General features: G+C 38.6%; 10 protein-coding genes and 1 pseudogene. 6 read left to right on the top strand and 5 right to left on the bottom strand.

Going from position 1 to position 21060, the window contains the following annotated elements; genetic code table 11:
* Nucleotides 1-39: 39 nt before the first annotated feature.
* Nucleotides 40-1449 carry a PcfJ domain-containing protein gene (locus tag IEW45_RS12495; protein ID WP_188621599.1) on the bottom strand — a complete coding sequence of 470 codons (1410 nt, stop codon included), beginning with the start codon at nucleotides 1447-1449 and terminating at the stop codon, nucleotides 40-42.
* 735 nt (nucleotides 1450-2184) lie between these two features.
* On the opposite strand from IEW45_RS12495, the gene egtB reads away from it, so the two are divergent.
* Nucleotides 2185-3333 (top strand): ergothioneine biosynthesis protein EgtB, encoded by a 1149-nt coding sequence (gene egtB / locus IEW45_RS12490; protein ID WP_188621598.1) that lies wholly within the window; start codon nucleotides 2185-2187, stop codon nucleotides 3331-3333.
* A gap of 12 nt (nucleotides 3334-3345) precedes the next feature.
* Complete coding sequence (egtD, locus tag IEW45_RS12485) at nucleotides 3346-4302, top strand: L-histidine N(alpha)-methyltransferase (RefSeq protein WP_188621597.1); 957 nt, start codon at nucleotides 3346-3348, stop codon at nucleotides 4300-4302.
* A 90-nt stretch (nucleotides 4303-4392) separates the two neighbouring features.
* Here egtD and amaB read toward each other — a convergent pair whose 3' ends face one another.
* From amaB to IEW45_RS12470, 3 genes are all read right to left on the bottom strand, one after another.
* Nucleotides 4393-5940, bottom strand: coding sequence for an L-piperidine-6-carboxylate dehydrogenase (gene amaB, locus IEW45_RS12480; protein WP_188621596.1), 1548 nt, complete (start codon nucleotides 5938-5940; stop codon nucleotides 4393-4395).
* 143 nt (nucleotides 5941-6083) lie between these two features.
* Complete coding sequence (locus tag IEW45_RS12475; RefSeq protein WP_188621595.1) at nucleotides 6084-6617, bottom strand: 3-hydroxyanthranilate 3,4-dioxygenase; 534 nt, start codon at nucleotides 6615-6617, stop codon at nucleotides 6084-6086.
* A gap of 101 nt (nucleotides 6618-6718) precedes the next feature.
* On the bottom strand, nucleotides 6719-7810 hold the full coding sequence (locus IEW45_RS12470) for an endonuclease/exonuclease/phosphatase family protein (RefSeq protein WP_188621594.1): 1092 nt from the start codon (nucleotides 7808-7810) through the stop codon (nucleotides 6719-6721).
* Between the two features lie 139 nt (nucleotides 7811-7949).
* Here IEW45_RS12470 and IEW45_RS12465 point away from each other — a divergent pair, with 139 nt between their 5' ends.
* Nucleotides 7950-10742 carry a carboxypeptidase regulatory-like domain-containing protein gene (locus IEW45_RS12465; RefSeq protein WP_188621593.1) on the top strand — a complete coding sequence of 931 codons (2793 nt, stop codon included), beginning with the start codon at nucleotides 7950-7952 and terminating at the stop codon, nucleotides 10740-10742.
* Nucleotides 10743-10759: 17 nt separating this feature from the next.
* Nucleotides 10760-12154, top strand: coding sequence for a DUF5689 domain-containing protein (locus IEW45_RS12460; protein WP_188621592.1), 1395 nt, complete (start codon nucleotides 10760-10762; stop codon nucleotides 12152-12154).
* 102 nt (nucleotides 12155-12256) lie between these two features.
* Here IEW45_RS12460 and hflX read toward each other — a convergent pair whose 3' ends face one another.
* On the bottom strand, nucleotides 12257-13486 hold the full coding sequence (gene hflX, locus IEW45_RS12455) for a GTPase HflX (protein WP_188621591.1): 1230 nt from the start codon (nucleotides 13484-13486) through the stop codon (nucleotides 12257-12259).
* 161 nt (nucleotides 13487-13647) lie between these two features.
* Between hflX and IEW45_RS12450 the strand changes: the two genes are divergently transcribed.
* Nucleotides 13648-20874: a fibronectin type III domain-containing protein gene (locus IEW45_RS12450; RefSeq protein WP_188621590.1), complete on the top strand. Its 7227-nt coding sequence runs from the start codon at nucleotides 13648-13650 to the stop codon at nucleotides 20872-20874.
* 81 nt (nucleotides 20875-20955) lie between these two features.
* A pseudogene (locus IEW45_RS14835) lies at nucleotides 20956-21060 on the top strand (PorP/SprF family type IX secretion system membrane protein); the annotation flags it as partial.

Here is a 21060-nt window from a genome sequence, read left to right as displayed (position 1 = left end):
AGATAAACAGGGCAGTATGACTGCCCTGTTATCCTAGTTTTAGTGACATGCTCGTACCAAAGCAAACAGTATAAGTAATGAGAGTCTTAGTATTAACATAAGCTCATTTTCTGTAATTTTAGTATCCTGCCTGTATCTTGGAGGCACATATCTGTAATTATCTAAATCAACCGGGCGAGGGTTTGCTTGTGCTATTCCCTGATGTTGCGCCTGCTGAGGCAGAGGGGCTTCATTATAATATTCAGGACTGTATTCTATAGTCAAACCTTCTCTGTCTGCCCACTCTTTTATCAACTTGTCAGCTTCATCGGTTGTATATTCATTATACTTACCCTTAGCCTGTGTAACTTCTTTAGCTATAATGTCAACCTCAATTGTGGCTATTCTTTCCATTGCTTTTTTTTCAGCATATTTCCTTAAAGAGAATATTGCAATCTCTCCGGTTGCACAGTCTTGGTCATAGTCAGCTACACAGTGGCTCATTTCATAACCTTCTACATATAGCTCTTCGGAGTTTACAAGCTGTACTATAGCATAGGTTACATTGTTTATTTTTATAGTGAAATTGCCTATATCAGCCGGTTTCCATTCCAAATAATTTTCAAAATGACTCCGTCGGTTCATTTCAATATTCCATTCCTGTGCCTGCCTTAATAAAGCATCCCAGGTTCTGCCTTTCATGGTTAAATCAGGCTGATTTTCCTTTAATTGCTTTAAGAAGTACAATACTATCTGAAGCTCATCAAGCGGTACTGACTGTTTAACCTTAGCTACGAACTTTATAACCTTATCCCAAAACGCTTCATCTTCAAAACCTGCTGAAAGTACTGACCACGCTATGGCTTCGGCATTTTCTATAGTTGCACCATAACCCAATGCCTGAGCCCTCCTTATGGCTTGTTCCACTTTATATTCGGGAGGGGTAAGCCTAAAGTAGTGTGCCATTTTTTTGGTAAACACTACAGGAAAACTACTAAGCTCCATAACACTTTTACCGGCACCAAGCTGTACGTACCAAACCATATACAGTAATTTATCGCCTGCAAAGGCAGGTTCAAGAAACTGTGGTACAGGGTACTTTGCAAAGCAATGCTGTATTAGCGATGTTAACTGGTCTTCGGCAACAAAGCCTTTTTTCTCCCAGCTTTCTATATCCCTAACCATTTTGCCTCCAAAAGCACTCATGTTAGCCAATACATCTAAATAATCAGGTGTTTTTATTATGGTGTAACAAGTTTGGTTATATAAGTGAAGTAACAACCGCTTTAAGGTTTCCCTTTTAGTATAATTGCTTGCACTTATTCGGGTAAACTGTGCTTCTATAACACTTTCGTATGTACCCTTGTAACCTGTTAATCCGGGGGCTTTTGTAGAAGCCCTTTCTACCATATCGGCAAATTTTGTTTGCTTGGCTGTTGGTAAAGCCAGTGTTTGTGCTAGTGTTTCCATAATTGTGCTTGTTTTGCGGCAGCACTTTCCCTTTCTTTTCCTCTTTTACATTCTAAGGTTTATTCTAAGTTCTAGGTGAAGCCTAAGTTCATTTTCTTCATTCAATATTTATTAATCTGTTACTTGTTTTTATTTACTGTACAGCATAAAAAAAGCCCGGCTCTGTAACAGAACCGGGCTTGCGTTTGCAAAGTCATTTCCTTCCTTTCAAGAGGAAATATCCGGTTCAGGGCATAGCATGTCCATCTCACCAAATGGTAAGTTGCACCCTATGTTGTTAACTACTGTATGTTGTGCTCTGTTTAAAATCATGGCATAAAAAAAGCCCGGAGCTTTTAGGTTCCGGGCTTATATATTTTAAGTTATAAATTATCTATTTAAAACTAAACTGCGCTATAAAACCCGGCGCCAATGCAAGGATATTTTCTCCTGCATCGTGTAGCTGATATGTAGATTTTATAAAACGCATTTTTACTTAATTTTTCTTGTTATTGCTATAATTGCGCTGCAAATGTAAAGTAAATTCTTAATAAACCAAAAACAAGCGTTAATTTGTAATAAGTCTAATTATTTACATATCAAACCAATAGCGTAACAATACCTTAACATTGCTAATAATTAGTTATTTTCAGCAACATTTATGCATAGCTGTAACTGTTATAATTTGGTTAAAAAAAGAGTCAAAAAAAGAGTCACTTTATATTATTTGTAATTTAGGGGAACAAGTTTTTAAAAATGAACCTCTTAGAACACTATCATACTACCAGACAATACTCCGAAGAACTATGCAGCCTGCTACAAACCGAAGATTACGTTCCGCAACCTGTAGCATTTGTAAGCCCACCCAAGTGGCACTTAGCACACACTACATGGTTTTTTGAGCAGTTTATTTTAACCAAGCATTTACCTGACTATAAAGTTTTTGACGAAGATTTCTGCTTTCTGTTTAACAGCTATTACAACAATGTAGGCGACAGAACTTTTAGGGCAGAAAGAGGTGCTATTACCCGCCCTACCGTGCAACAGGTATACGAATACCGCCGTTATGTAGACATGCACATGGAACTGGCACTACAGCTAAAAGATGATGAAATACATGAGCTGGCAGAACTGGGCATTAACCACGAACAACAACATCAGGAACTATTACTTACCGATATAAAATATATACTGGGCTGTAACCCTACCTTCCCTGTATATAACGAAGACATTGAATGGGAAAACCAGGAAAACAAAACCGAAGCAGGTTTTACTCCAATAAATGAAGGGGTATATGAAATTGGTTTTAACGACGAAGGTTTTTCTTACGACAATGAACATGGCAGGCACAAAGTGTACCTGCACAATTACGAAATAGCCAATACCTTAGTTACTAATGCCGAGTACATGGAGTTTATGGAAAGTAACGGTTACGAAGATTTTAACTACTGGCTTGACGAAGGCTGGGTGTGGGTAACCGAAAACCAAGTTAAAGCTCCGCTATACTGGCACAGAATAAACGGAAAGTGGATGCATTTTACACTCTCCGGTTTGCAGGAAATTAACCCTGATGCCATACTAACCCATATTAATTTTTATGAAGCTGCCGCATTTGCAGAATGGAAAGGCATGCGCCTGCCCACCGAGTTTGAGTGGGAAGCTGTTGCACAAAAATTAAACTGGGGGCAACGCTGGGAGTGGACAAACAGTGCCTACCTACCCTACCCAGGGTTTACAAAACCTGAGGGTGCAGTGGGAGAATACAACGGAAAATTTATGATTAACCAGATGGTATTACGCGGAAAGTCGTGTGCAACAAGCCCAAAACACGGGCGCGCCACGTACCGTAATTTTTTCCATCCTGATGAGCGGTGGCAGTTTAACGGCATCCGTCTTGTAAAATAAAACTAAAAAATTATGAGTACTACAACTGCACCTAATACCGCCTTTGCACACGATGTAGTGGAAGGGCTTTCGGGAGAGAAAAAACATTTATCCTCTAAATATTTTTATGATGATAACGGCAGTCGCATTTTTATGCAAATAATGAAAATGCCGGAATACTACCCAACAGGGTGTGAATTTGAAATACTATCGCAACAATCTCAGGACATACTGAAAAAATTATGCTTTGAAGAAAGGTTTGATATTGTAGAGTTTGGTAGTGGCGATGGTGTGAAAACCAAGCAACTGCTAACTACTTTTTTAAGAAATCAGGCAGATTTTACCTATGTGCCTATTGATATTTCTCAGGAAGCACTTGATGCTTTACAGGAAAATATAACCGCTACACTACCCAATATAAAAATGACACCCAAAACAGGTGATTATTTTGAAATACTGGATGAACTTGCTAAAAGTGATACACCTAAGCTATTTCTGTTTTTAGGGGGTAACATTGGTAACTATAAACCTGAAGAGGCTTTAGACCTGCTTAAAAAGTTCCACAAGGGTATGAATAAGGGCGATATGCTGCTTATGGGTATGGATTTAAGGAAAAATCCGCGTGTTATACAAACTGCTTATGATGACCCTCATGGTATCACCAAAGCGTTTAATATAAACTTGCTGAAAAGAATAAATAATGAGCTGGATGCTGATATTGCGTTAGACCAGTTTGATTTTTACAGCAACTACAACCCCGAAAACGGAGAGGTAAACAGCTACTTAGTGAGCCTTAAAAAACAACACTTCCATAGTACGGTGCTTAATACTACCTTCCACTTTGAGAAAGATGAACTGATTTGGACAGAGCTTTCTAAAAAATACAGCTTAAACGAAATAAATAATGTAGCCGAAGAAGCAGGCTTTAGTGTAGTGCATAACTTTATGGACTGCAAACACTATTTTACCGATAGCCTTTGGGTGAAGTAACTTCAGCAATAAAAAACATATATAAGCAAAAAAGCAGCCTTAACAGGCTGCTTTTTTTAAACACTTTATAAATTAAAAAGATAATGCGTCTTATATATCAAAACTAATACCTTGTGCTAATGGTAGCTCTGTACCATAGTTAATGGTGTTCGTTTGTCTTCTCATGTACGCTTTCCAAGCATCCGATCCACTTTCGCGACCTCCGCCTGTTTCTTTCTCACCACCAAATGCACCACCAATTTCAGCACCCGATGTACCGATGTTTACATTGGCAATACCACAATCAGAACCTGCATGAGAAAGGAATAATTCCATCTCTCTCATATTCTGTGTGAAGATAGATGATGATAGTCCTTGCGGTACATCATTTTGCATTGCAATAGCATCCTCAAGGTTGCTGTACTTCATTACATACAATACCGGTGCAAATGTTTCGTGCTGTACAATTTCAAAACTGTTATCAGCTTCTATAATACAAGGCTTAACGTAGCATCCGCTTTCGTAACCTTCGCCTTCCAGTACACCACCTTCAACAAGTACTTTACCGCCTTCTGCTTTCGCTCTTTCTATAGCGTTAAGGTAGTTGTTTACAGAGTCTTTATCAATAAGTGGCCCTACGTGGTTGTTACTGTCTAACGGGTTACCAATTTTTAACTGGCTGTATGCACTTTTAAGTACTTCAACCGTTTTATCGTAAATACTGTCGTGTATAATTAGTCTTCTTGTAGAAGTACAACGCTGTCCTGCTGTACCTACTGCACCAAATACCGCACCTACTAATACCATGTTGATATCAGCGTGTTCTGATACAATGATAGCGTTGTTACCACCAAGTTCAAGGATAGTGTTACCAAAACGCTCTGCAACGGTTTTAGATACGTGGCGACCTACTTTTGTAGAACCTGTAAACGATACTAATGGTATACGCTTATCGTTATTCAATAATTCTCCGTTTTCTCTACCGTTTATTAAACAGCTAACACCTTCCGGTACGTTGTTTCTTTCTAAAACAGTTTTTATAATGTTTTGGCAAGCTATACCGCAAAGTGGTGCTTTTTCACTTGGTTTCCAAATACAAACATCACCACATACCCATGCAATCATAGCATTCCAGCTCCATACTGCTACAGGGAAGTTAAATGCTGATATAATACCCACAATTCCTACCGGATGGTACTGCTCGTACATACGGTGTTGTGGTCTTTCGCTGTGCATTGTAAGTCCGTAAAGCTGACGTGAAAGTCCTACAGCAAAGTCACAAATGTCAATCATTTCCTGAACTTCACCTAAACCTTCCTGAAGGCTTTTACCCATTTCGAAAGAAACAAGTTGCCCCAGTGGTTCTTTATACTTACGTAGCTCATCACCCATTTGGCGTACTATTTCACCTCTTTTTGGTGCCGGCATAAGTCTCCATGTTTTAAAGGCTTCGCCTGCTTTTTCCATAGCTTTTTCGTAATCTTCTTTAGTTGAAGCCTGTACTTTAGCTATTAATGAACCGTCAACCGGTGAATATGATTCTATAATCTCTCCGTTTGCAAAAAATTCGCTTCCGGTAGATGATCCTTTGTTTACTTCTTGTATGCCTAGTTGCGTTAGGGCTTCCTGAATACCAAATTGGTCAGTTAGTGTTGCCATATTTTAACTTTTATACTGTTTAATGTTATATTTTACAAATATAGTCCTTTTTTGCTTTTTTGATAATTTAATGCGCTATAGTATGTTAGGAAATGATTATTTCGCAGTAATACCCGCAAAAAGCAAAAAATATTATTCTTGTATTACTTCACAAACTTCGGGTCGGTTTCCATAATAGTACCACATTTATCGCAGGTTCTTAATTCCTCCGAAGTATAAAAACGCTCAAAGTGAGGTAAAAAGTCTTTTTCTATATCGTGCAGTTCAAAATATACTTCGTGTAATTTGTGGTTACATTTTTCGCAAAACCAAAGTAAGCCATCGTTATAGCCCTTGCCGGCACGTTTGCGTTCTACTACCAGCCCTATTGAGCCTTCACTTCTTGATGGTGAATGTGGTACTTTACCGGGATTAAGGTACATATCGCCTGCATGTAATTCCATTTCCTTTCGTTCACCTTCATCCTGTACTACTACTTTTATACTGCCTTCCAGTTGGTAAAACAGTTCTTCGGTTTCATTATAGTGGTAGTCTTTACGGGCATTAGGTCCTGCTACTACCATTACTATATAGTCGTCTGACAGTGGATAGATGTTTTTATTTCCCACCGGTGGTTTTAATAAATGACGGTTATCTTCTATCCATTTATTAAGGTTAAAAGGTTTTATTATAGCCATGAAATTTGTGCTTTAAAATTTGTACTAAAGGTACTAAATAATAAAGGCTAACCCATAAGGTCAGCCTTTATATTATTAGTGTTTTTTACTCTTTTTTTACCTTACATTTCTTTAATAAGGTATAGGTAAACAGGGAAGTGGTCACTATACCCCGGTACACCGTTCCAGTTACGTTTTGGGTAACCCCTGTAACGTCCTGATTTTTGGGTTAAGTAGTCTTTATTAAATACTCCTGCTTTCCAAAAAGTAAAGGTTTTGTAATCGTCTTTACGTATTAATGGCTCAGAAACAATCATTTGGTCAAATAAGTCCCAGGCATCACGATATGCCAGTGTACCTATACCTCTGTCTGACATTTCTTCCATAGGGTTATAAAGCCCTTCTTTCTTTACATCTTCTTTTTTCGCTTTTGCTCCCAGTACTTTTTTTACACTTTTATTATAAGGACCGTCGTTAAGGTCGCCCATTGTAATAATTTTAGCGTTAGGGTTAATTTTGTAAAGCGAATCTATTATCTTTTTGTTTAGTGCTGCTGCTGCTTCACGTAACGGGCTACTTCTTTTTTCACCTCCGTAACGCGAGGGCCAGTGGTTTACTATAACGTTTATCTCTTCGCCATCAAGCAATCCTGTTACTAACAGTTGGTCACGTGTATAAATTCTTCCAGAATCATCCGCTTCGGTCTGGTCACCGTTAGTTTCTTCTTCTTTCTTTTCTTTTTCCCTGTCGCTCTCATATATAATAAGCGGTATGTTTTTGTAGCTTGTAGGTATAAAGTACTTTTTTTGATACAGTAACCCTACATCTATACCCCTTCTGTCAGGAGAATCGAAGTGAATAATACCATAATCTTTATCGGCAATGCTTGGTTCTTTTACAAGGTCTTCCAGCACGCCTCTGTTTTCAACTTCCGATACTCCTAAAAGTGTAGGTGAGTTAGGGTTTGCTTTTGTACCTATATCAGCAATTACTCTTGATAGGTTTTTCAATTTTTGGTGGTACTTTTCATCAGTCCACTTTTGTTTACCTGTCGGCAAATACTCCTCATCTTTAATCTTTGGGTCGTTTTTAGCGTCAAAAAGATTTTCTAAATTATAAAATGCTACGGTATGTATCTTGTACTGCTTTTCCTGAGCATAACCTGCTAGTACAGTAAACATTACAACAACCAAAAGAATTCTTCTCATCATCATTATTTAACAATATTAATTTAACATCAAGTTTTATAACAAAATGGACGCCAAAAGTAGTTAATTATTTTAAATGCTGTACATTTGCAGCCGTTAAGAAATATTTAACTTAACAAGTGTAAGAAAAATTCTAAATTTATTTATGAAAAAACTAGTATTCAGCCTTTTATGTATGATGCAGGTAGTAGCTGTATGGGCGCAGCAATCAGCATCGATAACAGGTAAAGTAGTCGATTCAAAATCGCAGCAGCCAATGCAAAACGTTGTAGCAACGTTGCAGGGCACAAACCAAACAGCTTTGACAAATGCAGAAGGGGTATTTGTTTTTGAAAATGTTGCTGATGGAAAACAATCGTTAGATGTTAACAGCACAGGTTATGTTTCACAGTCTTTTTCTCTTGAAGTAGAAAAAGGACAAAATGTTGATTTAGGAGTTATTACCCTGGAGCAGGATATAACTACAGAACAGCAACTTAGCCTTATTACTATTACTGAAAATGATTTAGGTGATGACAATGGTAACTCTGAAAGTACTGCAGGTTTACTACAGGCATCGAGAGATGTATTTATGCAGGCTGCCGCTTATAACTTTGGGCAGGCAAGATTTAGGGTAAGAGGTCTTGACAATGCTTATGGTAAAACCATGGTAAATGGTGTACCTATGGATAAGCTTTATGACGGAAGACCACAATGGAGTAACTGGGGTGGTCTTAACGATGCTACCCGAAATCAGGAATTTACAATAGGTTCTGATGCTTCTGATTATACTTTCGGAGGTTTATTAGGTACTCAGGAAATAAACACAAGAGCGTCTTTATACAGACCGGGTACAAGAATTTCATTTTCTTCAACTAATACTAATTATAACTGGAGATTAATGGGTACGCATGCCTCCGGTATGGACAGTAACGGTTGGGCTTACGTAATATCAGCTTCAAGAAGATGGGCGGAAGAAGGTCACTTTGAAGGAACTGACTATGATGCTAACTCTTTCTTTGCAAGTGTTGAAAAGAAAATAAACGACCACCACAGCCTTAACTTCACGTCTATTTATGCTGAAAACAAGCGTGGTAAAACATCTCCTAACACACAAGAGGTTATAGACCTTGTAGGTTGGGATTATAACTCATACTGGGGTTACCAGAATGGTAAAAAGAGAAACTCTCGCGATAAAGATGTAGAGGAGCCGATTTTAATGTTAAGTCACTATTGGACTATTAACGAAAATAACTCTTTAACTACTAACATATCATACCAGTTTGGTAAAATAGGTAACAGTAGGTTAGACTTTAACTATACAAGAAACCCTGATCCTACTTATTACAGAAAGTTACCTAGCTTCTATACTACTATGCATGATAATGATGTATATGTAGGAGACTCTGAAGATAACCTGAACTATGCAGCAGCAGCAAGAGCGCAGTTCCTTGCCAGCCCGCAAATAGACTGGGATGACCTTTATGAGGACAACATAGAAAACGGAGAAAGCCTTGCTGTACTTTATGAAGACAGAACTGATGATAAACTGTTTACTGCAAACTCTATTTTAAACTCTCGCCTGTCTGACCATGTTATACTTAATGCAGGTGTAACATACAGAAAGCTTAAATCCCATAATTTCCAAAACTTACTTGACTTACTAGGTGGTTCCGGTTATCTTGATATAGATCCTTTCCTTATTGGAGATGCAAGACAGTCTGACCTTAATAACCCTAACAGAGTTGTAGGTGTAGGAGATGAATTTGGATACAACTATAATTTATTTGCCGATGTTCTTGATGGTTTCGTACAATCAAGGTTCAGCTACAATAAAGTAGACTTTTACGCAGCAGTAAACTACTCACGTTCAGAATACCAAAGAGAAGGTTTATACCGTAATGGTAACTACTCTGATAATTCATTTGGTAAGGGCGATAAAAAAGAATTTAATAACTTTGGCTTTAAAGGTGGTGCTACTTACAAAATTACAGGTCGCCATATGATAGATGTTAATGCACTATACATGACCAAAGCTCCAACATTAAGAAACTCGTTCCCTAATGCAAGGTTAAACAACAAGTTTACCGAAGGCTTAGAAAGTGAAAGCATATATGGTGGTGATATTAGCTACATTATAAGAGCGCCTAAACTTAAAGCTCGTGTAACAGCTTATTACTCTAAAATATCTGATGCAACTGATATAGGATTCTATTTTACTGAAGGTCTTGGAGTATTAACTGCCGAAGGAACTCAAATATCTGAAAACGGTAACGCATTCGTATCAGAAACTGTAACAGGTCTTGATAAACTGAATATGGGTGGAGAACTTGGTATTGAATATAAAGTTACCTCTACTATTACAGCTACTGCTGCTGCTGCTTACGGACAGTATACTTTTGACAGTAACCCGAATGTAAAACTTAATGTAGACAACATCCGTTCTACTGTTGATTTTGGAGAGGCTACACTTAAAGATTACAAGCAAGCAGGTATGCCACAACAAGCATATTCATTCGGACTTGAGTACAGAGACCCTCATTACTGGTGGATAGGTGCTAACATAAACTATCTTGCAGATGCTTACGTAGATATCTCTCCGTTATTAAGAACACAGAACTTCTTTATTAACAATGATGACCCTGACGGTTACCCATTCCCGGAAGCTACTGAAGAAGGTGCAAGAGCATTATTAAAGCAGGAAAAATTAGATCCTGTAACGTTATTCACACTTAAAGGTGGTAAATCTTGGAAAGTAGGAGATAAAATAATAGGTTTATTTGCTGTGGTAAATAATGTATTTGATGTAACTTACAAGACAGGAGGTTTTGAACAGGCTCGTAATGCTAACTACAGACAGTTAACTCAGGATTTAGCAGGACCTACACGTTCATTCGGTACTAAATACTTCCACGGTTACGGGAGAAACTTCTTCGTTAACCTTTACGTAAACTTTTAAAATAAATAAAAATTAATATGAAAACAAATTTTGTAAAATCGATTTTATTCTTAGCGATGGCAGCGGGTACGCTAACCAGCTGTGTTAATGATGATGATTATTCAGTTCCTCAACTGGAGTGCGATGAGCCAAATATTGCTGCTACTAAAACTGTACAAGAAATATATGACGCTGCTACACCTGCAGCTACTTTATACGAAGGTGAAGATATTATAGAGGCAGTAGTAGTATCAAGCGATAAAGGAGGTAACTTCTACAAAACTTTATACTTAAACAACATTGTTACTAATGGCGAGGGTGAACTTGCTGCAGGAGATATAGGTTTCTCTGTACAGGTAAACCAAGCTGACTTATTTACTGACTATAATGTTGGTAGAAGAGTATTTATTAACCTAAACGGTCTTTATACTCAAATAAGAAGCAACACTCTACAAATAGGTGCACTTTACAACGGTAACATTGGGCAAATTCCTACTACAGAATATCAAGACCACATAATGAGATCTTGTACTATTATACCGGAAGAAAACCTTGTAAATGTTGTTACTGACCTTAGTGCAATTAATGATAGTTACATAGGTAAATTAATCCGTTTTGAAGGTGTACAATTCTCTGACGAGTCTTTAAACCAAACATTCTACAACGCTGATAACGTTGATGGTGGTGGTCAAACACTTACATACATCACACAATCAGAAGAAGAGACAAACTTAATACCTTTCAGAACAAGTTCTTTTGCTGATTATGCAGGAACTGAAGTTCCTTCTAACAGTGGTAGCATAACAGGTGTGTTAACTAAATTTAGCAGTACTTACCAGTTTGTATCACGTTACGAAAGTGATATTAACCTTACGGAAGAGCGTATAGGTGGTGAGCCTGTAGACCCGGGAACTCCTTTCTTTACTGAAGATTTCCAGGCTGCTGAGCATAACACTACTTTTGACTTTGAAGGATGGTACAACATTGCTGAAGAAGGTAACTGGAGATGGAGTGAAAAAGTATACCAAGGAAATGGTTATGTAGAGTTTAGTGCATATAACTCTGGTGTAGATAACGTAGCATGGTTAGTTACTCCTGCTTTTGATCTTGACGCTAACACTAACGTTACTATGACTTTTGAAACAGCGCAACACCACCTTGAAAATGATGGAGACTTAAACAAACTTGAAGTGTTTGTTGTAACTGCGTTTGACGGTACTGATATTGTTAACGCTACTAAAGTTGACATTACAAGTCAGGTTGAATTACCAACAAGCAGCACTGCATGGTATGAATTTGTAAACTCTGGTGTTATAGACCTATCAGGTTATACAGGGCAGATACACATCGCGTTTAAGTACACAGGAACTGATGTAGAACCTGAACTTAGCGGAGCGTTCCAAATAGATAACTTTGTAATGAGTGGTAACTAATAATTATAGTTAGCAAACCATATAAAAAAAAGCGGAGCAATTGCTCCGCTTTTTTGTTTTTATTATAGTACTAAAGCTTAAAAAAATAGTAGCACTACTATTTTATTCTTCTTCATCTAAATCTCCTTCTTTATAATCCGTGTACAGGAAGTTATTATACGGGAAACGTGTTACGTGTATTTCTCTAACCGCTTCATAAACTTTTTCCCTAAACTCTTCCATGTTTTCCTTGTTAATAGCCGAAATAAACAAAGCATTATCTTCACCTACATTCGCCATCCAGGTAGTTTTCCATTCCTCTAACGTATTATGACGAGATGTTTTTTCAGTAACTAAATCATCTTCATCAATAGTTAAAGGCTTATAAGCATCTATTTTATTAAATACCATAATAGTAGGCTTGCCTATACTTTCAATATCTTGCAATATATCGTTTACCGATTCTATATGGTCTTCAAAATCAGGATGCGATATATCTACAACATGTAATAATAAATCAGCCTCTCTAACTTCATCAAGCGTACTTTTAAACGATTCTACCAGCTGCGTTGGCAACTTCCTGATGAATCCTACAGTATCAGATAATAAAAACGGTAAATTTTTAATAACCACTTTGCGTACAGTAGTATCAAGCGTAGCAAAAAGTTTATTCTCTACAAAAACCTCACTTTTACTAATTACATTCATAAGGGTAGACTTACCCACATTGGTATACCCCACCAGTGCAACGCGTACTAACGCACCCCTGTTACTTCGTTGTACAGACATTTGCTTATCAATAGTCTTAATTTTACTTTTAAGCAACGCTATACGGTCGCGCACTATACGTCTGTCCGTTTCAATTTCCGTTTCACCGGGACCACGCATACCAATACCCCCTCGCTGTCGCTCAAGGTGAGTCCACATGCCGCTTAGTCGCGGTAATAAATACTGACACTGCGCCAGCTCTACCTGTGTACGCGCATAGGAAGTTTCCGCCCTTTGTGCAAAAATATCCAGTATCAAGTTGGTTCTGTCAAGAACTTTACACTCTAATATCTTGTTCAGGTTTTTTTGCTGTGCAGGGCTTAACTCATCATCAAATATTATGGTTTTTACATCATTTTCTTTAATGTAAGTATGTATCTCCTCTATTTTACCCGTACCTAAAAAAGTTTTAGGATTAGGGCGTTCCATACGTTGCGAAAATCGTTTAACAACTTCTCCTCCTGCTGTGTACGTTAAAAATTCAAGTTCATCTAAGTATTCCTCCAGCTTATCTTCATCTTGTTCAAGGGTAATAATACCTGCAAGAACTGTTTTTTCAAAATTTATTATTTCTTTCTCTAGCATAATTTCGTAAGTATATAACAAATTTAAGAAAAACAAGACTGTTTACAGGATTGTTTTATAAAAAAGTATTTCGAACTTTTAGTGTTAAATTTCAATAAAATGTTATGGATAAGTTATATTTTTTTAAATTTGGAGATTAAAATTAGCTAAACCTATATTCTATGAAAAAAATTACCTTATTGTTTTTCATGTCATTAATACCTCTTTGCTCCTTCGCGCAGCTTGCCGAAGAAGACTTTGAGGGTACGTGGCCGCCTGCCGGGTGGACCATTGATGATAATGGCATAGGACCGGCTGCATTGTGGACACAAAGCCAACTTGGCAACCCACTACAACCCCCATACGAGGGCGATTATGCAGCGTATGTAAACAAAGAAAATGTTGCTTCAGGCATTCCTGAGGACTGGTTAATCACCCCTCAGTTTACTGTACCAACAAACCCACAACTTCACTTCTTCTCAAGATTGACACAACCGGGAGATCAGGGATCATTATACCGAATAATGGTTACTACGGGAGACCCTACTGACCTTGCAGGTTATGATCAAGTAGAGGAATGGACTGAGTTTGAAATTAATCCTGTTCAGGATGATTATGTTGAAGTTGCTTTAGATATTCCTGCGGCATACGAAGGACAAGATGTGTATCTTGCTTTTGTTTTAGTAGGAGACAACGGAGACCGTTGGTTAATAGATAACGTGTCTGTACTTCAGCAATGTTTAGAGCCAACAGATCTTGATACTGATAGTATTGGTCTTGACACAGCTAACCTTACCTGGACTGATCCTAACGGGGCTAGTGAGTGGGAAATTGAAGTAGTTGAAGCTCTTGATATACCTTCAGGTTCCGGAGAAGTTTACAGCGGTACTTTACCGTATGAAGCTACAGGACTTACTGAAAGTACTGACTACAAGTATTACGTTCGTACAATATGCGATGATGGTGGTACCAGCGAATGGGCTGGACCTTTTTATTTTAGCACAGTTGCATTAGGAGCTACTTGTGATGCTGCTATAGAAATTACATCTTTACCATATACCACTACAGATAATACTGATGGTTACGGAGATGATTACAGTGGAAGCCCTGGTGCTTCAGGCTGTGGTAGTACATCTGGCTACCTTAACGGAGACGATGTAGTATATGAATATACTGCTGCTGCTGACGGAACTATAAACATTGATATGACTGAGAACGGTAGTTATTCAGGAATGTTTGTTTATGAGGACTGTGCCGATATAGGCGTGGCGTGTGTAGCAGGTGGTGTAGGTGGTTTCGCAGGAAACCCTGTCTCTATAGAGAACTTTGCTGTTACAGCAGGACAAACCTACTACATAGTAATTTCTACGTGGGCCTCTCCACAAACAGCACCATATACACTAACAATACAACAAGTATTCTGTGAAGCTCCAGATAACCTTTCTGCTTCTGGAGTTGATAATGATTCTGCTGAGCTATCATGGGGTAACCCAAGTGGTGCTACATCATGGGAAATAGTAGTTCAGGAAGCAGGAGGAGGTTTACCTGCAGGTGCAGGTACAACAGTTGCTTCAAACTCTAATTATCCTGCTACAGGTTTAGACGAAGCTACTGCTTACGAATTTTATGTAAGAGCTGATTGTAACGATGGTAACTTTAGTGTATGGGCGGGTCCTTTCCTTTTCTCAACTACACAAGTTCCTGCTACAATGGACTACTCTCAGGACTTTGAAGGTACTGCAAACTGGTCTCTTGGTAACGGTGACGCTACAAACCAGTGGGTAATTGGTACTGCAATAAGTAACAGCCCTACTACTGCACTATACATCTCTAACGATGGTGGTGCTACTACAAACTATACAAACAACTCTACTTCTGTAGTACACGCATACAGAGATATACAAATGCCGGCAGCTGTAGACCAGCTTGCTCTTAATTTTGACTGGCTTGCAGACGGTGAAAACTGTTGTGACTATTTAAGAGTATGGATTGTTCCGGGTTCTTTCACACCAACTGAAGGTACGCTTATAGGAGCAGGAACAAACAGAATACAAATTGGCGGTAACTATAACGACAACTCTGACTGGGAAACTGTTACAGAGATATTTGACGGTTCTGCATACGCAGGAGAAGTTTTAAGACTTGTTTTTGAATGGAGAAACGATGGTAGTGTAGGTACTCCACCCGGTGCTGCTGTTGATAACATAGGGCTTTCTGTAGTTACTTGTCCATCTCCTTCTGATTTAGATATTACTGATCTTCAGGAAGACGAAGCTACTTTCGAATGGACTGGTCCTACATCTGTATCACCAACTTTCGATTACTACTTTGCTACTGATGCTACTGCACCGGATGATGCTACAACACCAACAGGTAACGTAGCTGACGAAACTGTAACAATCGGTTCTCTTCCTCCATCTACACCATACTGGTTTTGGGTAAGAAGTAACTGTGGTCCTGGTGACACTAGTTTCTGGGTAGGTCCTGTACAATTTACTACACCTCAGGTTCCTGCTGTGTTAGATTATGAGGATGATTTTGAAGGTGCCGTAAACTGGACTCTTGTTAATGGTGATGCTACAAACCAATGGTTTGTGGGTACAGCAACAAGTAGCAGCCCTGATACTGCATTATATATTACTAACGATGGTGGTGTGAGTAATGCTTACACTAACAACTCTGCATCTATAGTACACGCATATAGAGATATACAAATGCCTGCAGCTGTAGATCAGTTATTACTATCGTACGACTGGAAAGCAAATGCACAAGGTTGTTGTGACTTTTTAAGAGTATGGATGGTTCCTGTAACGTATTCTCCTGCTGAAGGCACACAAATTACTGCCGCCGCCGACAGAATACAAATAGGTGGTAACCATAACTTACAATCTGATTGGCAAACTGAAAATGAAGTTATTGAAGCAGCTGATTTCTCAGGGCAAATAGTTCGTCTTATATTTGAGTGGACAAACAACGCATTTACAGGAACTAACCCTCCTGCAGCTGTAGATAATGTAGACCTTTCAGTTATAACTTGTCCTGCTCCTACTGATTTAGCAATTACTGACCTTCAGGATGAAGAAGCTACTTTCGAATGGACTGGTCCTACATCTGTATCGCCAACTTTCGATTATTATTTTACAACAAGCCCTGACACTCCTGATGATACTACAGTACCAACAGATAACGTAGCTGACGAAACGGTAACAATTGGTTCATTACCGCCATCAACTGCATACTGGTTCTGGGTAAGAAGTAACTGTGGTCCTGGTGACACTAGCTTCTGGGTAGGTCCTGTACAGTTTACTACACCTCAGGTTCCTGCTGAATTAGATTTTGAAGATGATTTTGAAGATACAATAAGCTGGACGCTTAGTAACGGTGACCAAACAAACCAATGGTACTTTGGTACTGCTACAAGCAGCAGCCCGGATACATCTTTATACATCTCTAACGATGGTGGTGCAAATAACACTTATACTAATAATGTAAGCTCTGTAGTGCATGCATACAGAGACCTTGCTATACCTGCAACAGGTGTAGAAGCTAACCTTTCTTTTGACTGGAAAGCCCAAGCAGAAAACTGTTGTGACTACGTAAGAGTATGGATGGTTCCTGTAACCTATTCCCCAACTCCTGGTACGCTTATTACTGCTGCTGCTGACAGAGTACAAGTTGGTGGTAACTACAATAACAATTCAGACTGGCAAACAGTTAACGAAATAGTAGATGTTTCATCTTTCGCAGGTCAAACATTAAGACTTATTTTCGAATGGAGAAATGATGGTAGTGTAGGTACTGCGCCTGCAGGTGCTATTGATAACGTTGCACTATCATTAATTACTTGTCCACAGCCTATAGATCTTGCTGTAAGTGATGTAAGTAATGATTCAGTTGTACTTGAATGGACTGAAACAGGTTCTGCTACAGCATGGGAAGTATATGTTGTAAATGCAGGTGACCCTGCTCCTGATGACACTACTGTTGGTACTGCTGCTGATACTAATCCTTTCACATACGATGGTTTAGGTGCAGGTCTGTCTTATGAATACTATGTAAGATCTGTATGTGATACTGACGATATGAGTTTATGGTCTGGTCCTTATAGCTTTAATACTACTTTCTGTCCTCTTGATGACCAATGTGTTTACGAGTTTATAATGGTTGACTCTTGGGGTGACGGATGGAATGGTAATACCATGACAGTATACCAAGGTGGTATTGCAATTGCTGAATTGACTGGTCCTACAGCAGCCGATGATACAAACCCTGTATCTCAGTTTGTAAACATTTGTCCTGGTGTACCATTAGAACTTTACTGGAACTCAGGAGGTTTCTCTGCGGGTGAAGTAGGTGTATCTATTGAAAACGCTCAGAATGAAGAAATATTTAACCACCCTACGGGTTCAGGTGCACAAAACTCATTACTATATGAAGGAATTCCTAACTGTGACCCTATTACATGTCCGCAGCCAACAGATTTACTTTCTGAAAACTATGGTATTGATGGTGTTGAATTAACCTGGACTCCTGGAGGAACAGAAACAGAGTGGGAAGTTGTAATTCAGGTTGCTGATAACGGTTACCCCGGAGAAAACCCAACAACTGTAATATCTGTAGAAGATGAGCCTTCATACATTGTTACAGGTCTTAACCCTGACTTATTCTATGAGTACTATGTAAGAGCAATATGTGGCGAAGGTGATGAGAGCTTCTGGAGTGGTCCTTACGAATTTAGTATATTCAGCCCTCCTGGTTGTGCTGCAATTGATGTATTTGAAGGTGCTGACCTTGACGTTGTAGCTCCTGATTCTGAAATAAATATCTGTCCTGGTGACGATAACTGTTTTGATTTCAGTGCAAACTACTATGAGTTAAAAGAAACTGACTCTTATGAGGTTGAATCTATAGCATACAACCCTCCTTATCCTTTCCTTGGAGGAACAGAATTAAATATAGAAACTGATGATATTTGGTCACCTGTTGTAGATCTTCCTTTTGATTTCTGCTTCTATGGCGGAACATTTAACCAAGCTAAGGTAGGTTCAAACGGTGTTGTACAACTTGGTAACAATATGACAAACGGTGGATTCTGCCCATGGTCATACGACGAGTCTGTACCAGACCCTGCATTCCCTATACTAAACGCTATATATGGTGTTTACCAAGATGTTAACCCTAACGTTGATGGTAGTGATGTAAATATTAACTATCAAGTACTAGGTAGTTACCCATGTAGAGCGCTTGTAGTTAACTATTATGATGTACCTCAATTCTCTTGTGGTCTTGGTGTGGGAACACAAACAAGCCAGATAGTAATATATGAGATATCTAACATTATTGAAGTTTATGTAGAAACAAGAACTCCTTGTACAACTTGGCAAGGTGGTGTTGGTGTAATTGGTATACAAAACGCTGATGGTACTGAAGGTATAACACCTGCGGACAGAAACACGGGTGCTTGGACTGCTACTAACGAAGCTTGGAGATTTGTACCAAGTGGAGATAACTTAAGTGTTGTATTCGAATGGCTTAAAGATGGTGAGTTCTACTCAAGTGATTCAGATATTACGCTTTGTGCTACAGAACAAACATCATTAACTGCACGTGCAACATATACAGCTTGTACAGGTGAAGAAATTGTAAAAGAAAATAATATTACAATAAATGTTAATGAGCCTATAACTCCTGAAGAGCCACAAGATTTAAATGCTTGTATTGATGAAGGAACTAATGAAGGAACGTTTGACTTAACAGAGAGCCTTGTAGGCATGTTCCCTGATCTTAGTGAATATAACTTTATGTTCTACGACTCTCAGGATGCAGCAGACATAGGCGATGATGATAATTTACCTGAAACCTACACTACAGATACAGAGCAAACAATTTATATAAGAATAACAAGAGGTAATAATAACACTTGTTACGTAACGGAGTCTTTTGACTTGTTTATAAACGAAGCCCCAGATGCTGATGCTCCGGATGATGTATTAGTTTGTAGTGATGATGCTAACCCATATGTACTACCTGCTTTAACTAATGGTAACTACTTTAGTGAACCGGGAGGTACAGGAACTGCATATGCAGCAGGTGATACATTTACAATTCCTGACGGTGTTAATGAAACAACATATACGCTATATGTATATGCTGAATCGGGAACTACACCAAACTGTACTGTAGATAATGAGTTTACAATAACACTTGTAAGAACTCCGAACATTGCTCCGCAGAGTGATGTAACAGAATGTGATAGTTATACTTTACCGGCATTATCTGCAGGATTATCATACTACACTGATGTAGATGGTCCTAACGGAGCAGGTACTATGTTAAATGCAGGTGATGAAATAACTACTACACAAACAATTTATGTGTATGGCGAGAATATAGCTTCAACTGATGCTTCATTTGTATGTTTCAGTGAAGAAAGTTTTGAGGTAACAATAATTGACAGCCCTGTAGCTCAGGTATTACCCGATGTAACAGAATGTGACAGCTATGAACTTCCTGCTCTTGACCCTGATAATAATTACTATACAGGTCCTGACGGAACAGGAGATATGCTTGCAGCAGGCGATTTAATAACTACAACTCAAACTATTTATATACTTGCAGATACTGATCCAATTTCAGCATGTACAGATGAAAGTAGCTTTGTTGTAACTATTACACCAAATCCGGACTTTAACCTTGGCGGTCCATACACCGCATGTGTGGCAAGCAATGTTACTATTGCTGTAAACGCTAATAACTTTAATACTGCAGATGCAACCTATGCATGGACAGTTAACGGAGTAGCTTCAGCAGAAACAGGTTCAAGCATCCAGGGTACAGAGTTTGGTACTTATGAAGTGACAGTAACAGTTAACAACTGTTCTGCTACAGAAAGTATAGCATTAACTCAGGATACTGATGCTGTGGCAATAATGTTTGAAGAAGGTTGTGAAGACGGAATATACATGGTAAATGTTATGGATATTGACGGTTCATTTAACCCTGATACAGCAAGCTACACTTGGACAGGTCCTAACGGATTCTCTGAAACCACTCAGGAAGTTGTTATACCGGAAGCAGGTGACTATACTGTAACAGTAACTACAGAAGATGGTTGTATAGGCAGTACTGTAGTAAATGTTATAGACACAAGTTGTTCCATTCCTAGAGGTATATCACCAAACAATGATGATATGAACGATACCTTTGATCTTACATCGCTAGGTGTAACACAAATAAGCATCTTTAACCGTTACGGTAAAGAAGTATTCAGTTACGGAGCTTATACAGATCAGTGGCACGGTCAAAGCAGTGAGGGTGATGAACTACCTACAGGTACTTACTTCTACTCTATTAAGAGAGCAAACGGAGAAAGTAAAACAGGATGGGTTTACATCAACAGAGAACAATAATATAAAATAGTAAAAGGCATACTCTTGCATAAATACGCAGGAGTATGCCTTTAAATTATTAAAAAGAAATAACCACACCGCATGAAAAAACTATACTTAGCCAGTTTACTGGCGTTGTTAGGGTTCACGGACATGACTGCCCAGCAAGACCCACACTACACCCAGTACATGTACAACATGAACGTA

The sequence above is a fragment of the Flavobacterium suaedae genome (genome assembly GCF_014642915.1).
In the GTDB taxonomy this organism is placed as follows: domain Bacteria; phylum Bacteroidota; class Bacteroidia; order Flavobacteriales; family Flavobacteriaceae; genus Flavobacterium; species Flavobacterium suaedae.
Note: the sequence above shows the minus strand (reverse complement) of the source record. Positions and strands in the feature narration are given on the sequence as shown.

What these genes read in the sequence shown, in the direction of transcription:
- IEW45_RS12495 (WP_188621599.1), bottom strand. Translation starts at nt 1,449, where the DNA reads ATGGAAACACTAGCACAAACACTGGCTTTACCAACAGCCAAGCAAACA.
- egtD (WP_188621597.1), top strand. Translation starts at nt 3,346, where the DNA reads ATGAGTACTACAACTGCACCTAATACCGCCTTTGCACACGATGTAGTG.
- egtB (WP_188621598.1), top strand. Translation starts at nt 2,185, where the DNA reads ATGAACCTCTTAGAACACTATCATACTACCAGACAATACTCCGAAGAA.
- IEW45_RS12460 (WP_188621592.1), top strand. Translation starts at nt 10,760, where the DNA reads ATGAAAACAAATTTTGTAAAATCGATTTTATTCTTAGCGATGGCAGCG.
- hflX (WP_188621591.1), bottom strand. Translation starts at nt 13,486, where the DNA reads ATGCTAGAGAAAGAAATAATAAATTTTGAAAAAACAGTTCTTGCAGGT.
- IEW45_RS12450 (WP_188621590.1), top strand. Translation starts at nt 13,648, where the DNA reads ATGAAAAAAATTACCTTATTGTTTTTCATGTCATTAATACCTCTTTGC.
- IEW45_RS12465 (WP_188621593.1), top strand. Translation starts at nt 7,950, where the DNA reads ATGAAAAAACTAGTATTCAGCCTTTTATGTATGATGCAGGTAGTAGCT.
- amaB (WP_188621596.1), bottom strand. Translation starts at nt 5,940, where the DNA reads ATGGCAACACTAACTGACCAATTTGGTATTCAGGAAGCCCTAACGCAA.
- IEW45_RS12470 (WP_188621594.1), bottom strand. Translation starts at nt 7,810, where the DNA reads ATGATGATGAGAAGAATTCTTTTGGTTGTTGTAATGTTTACTGTACTA.
- IEW45_RS12475 (WP_188621595.1), bottom strand. Translation starts at nt 6,617, where the DNA reads ATGGCTATAATAAAACCTTTTAACCTTAATAAATGGATAGAAGATAAC.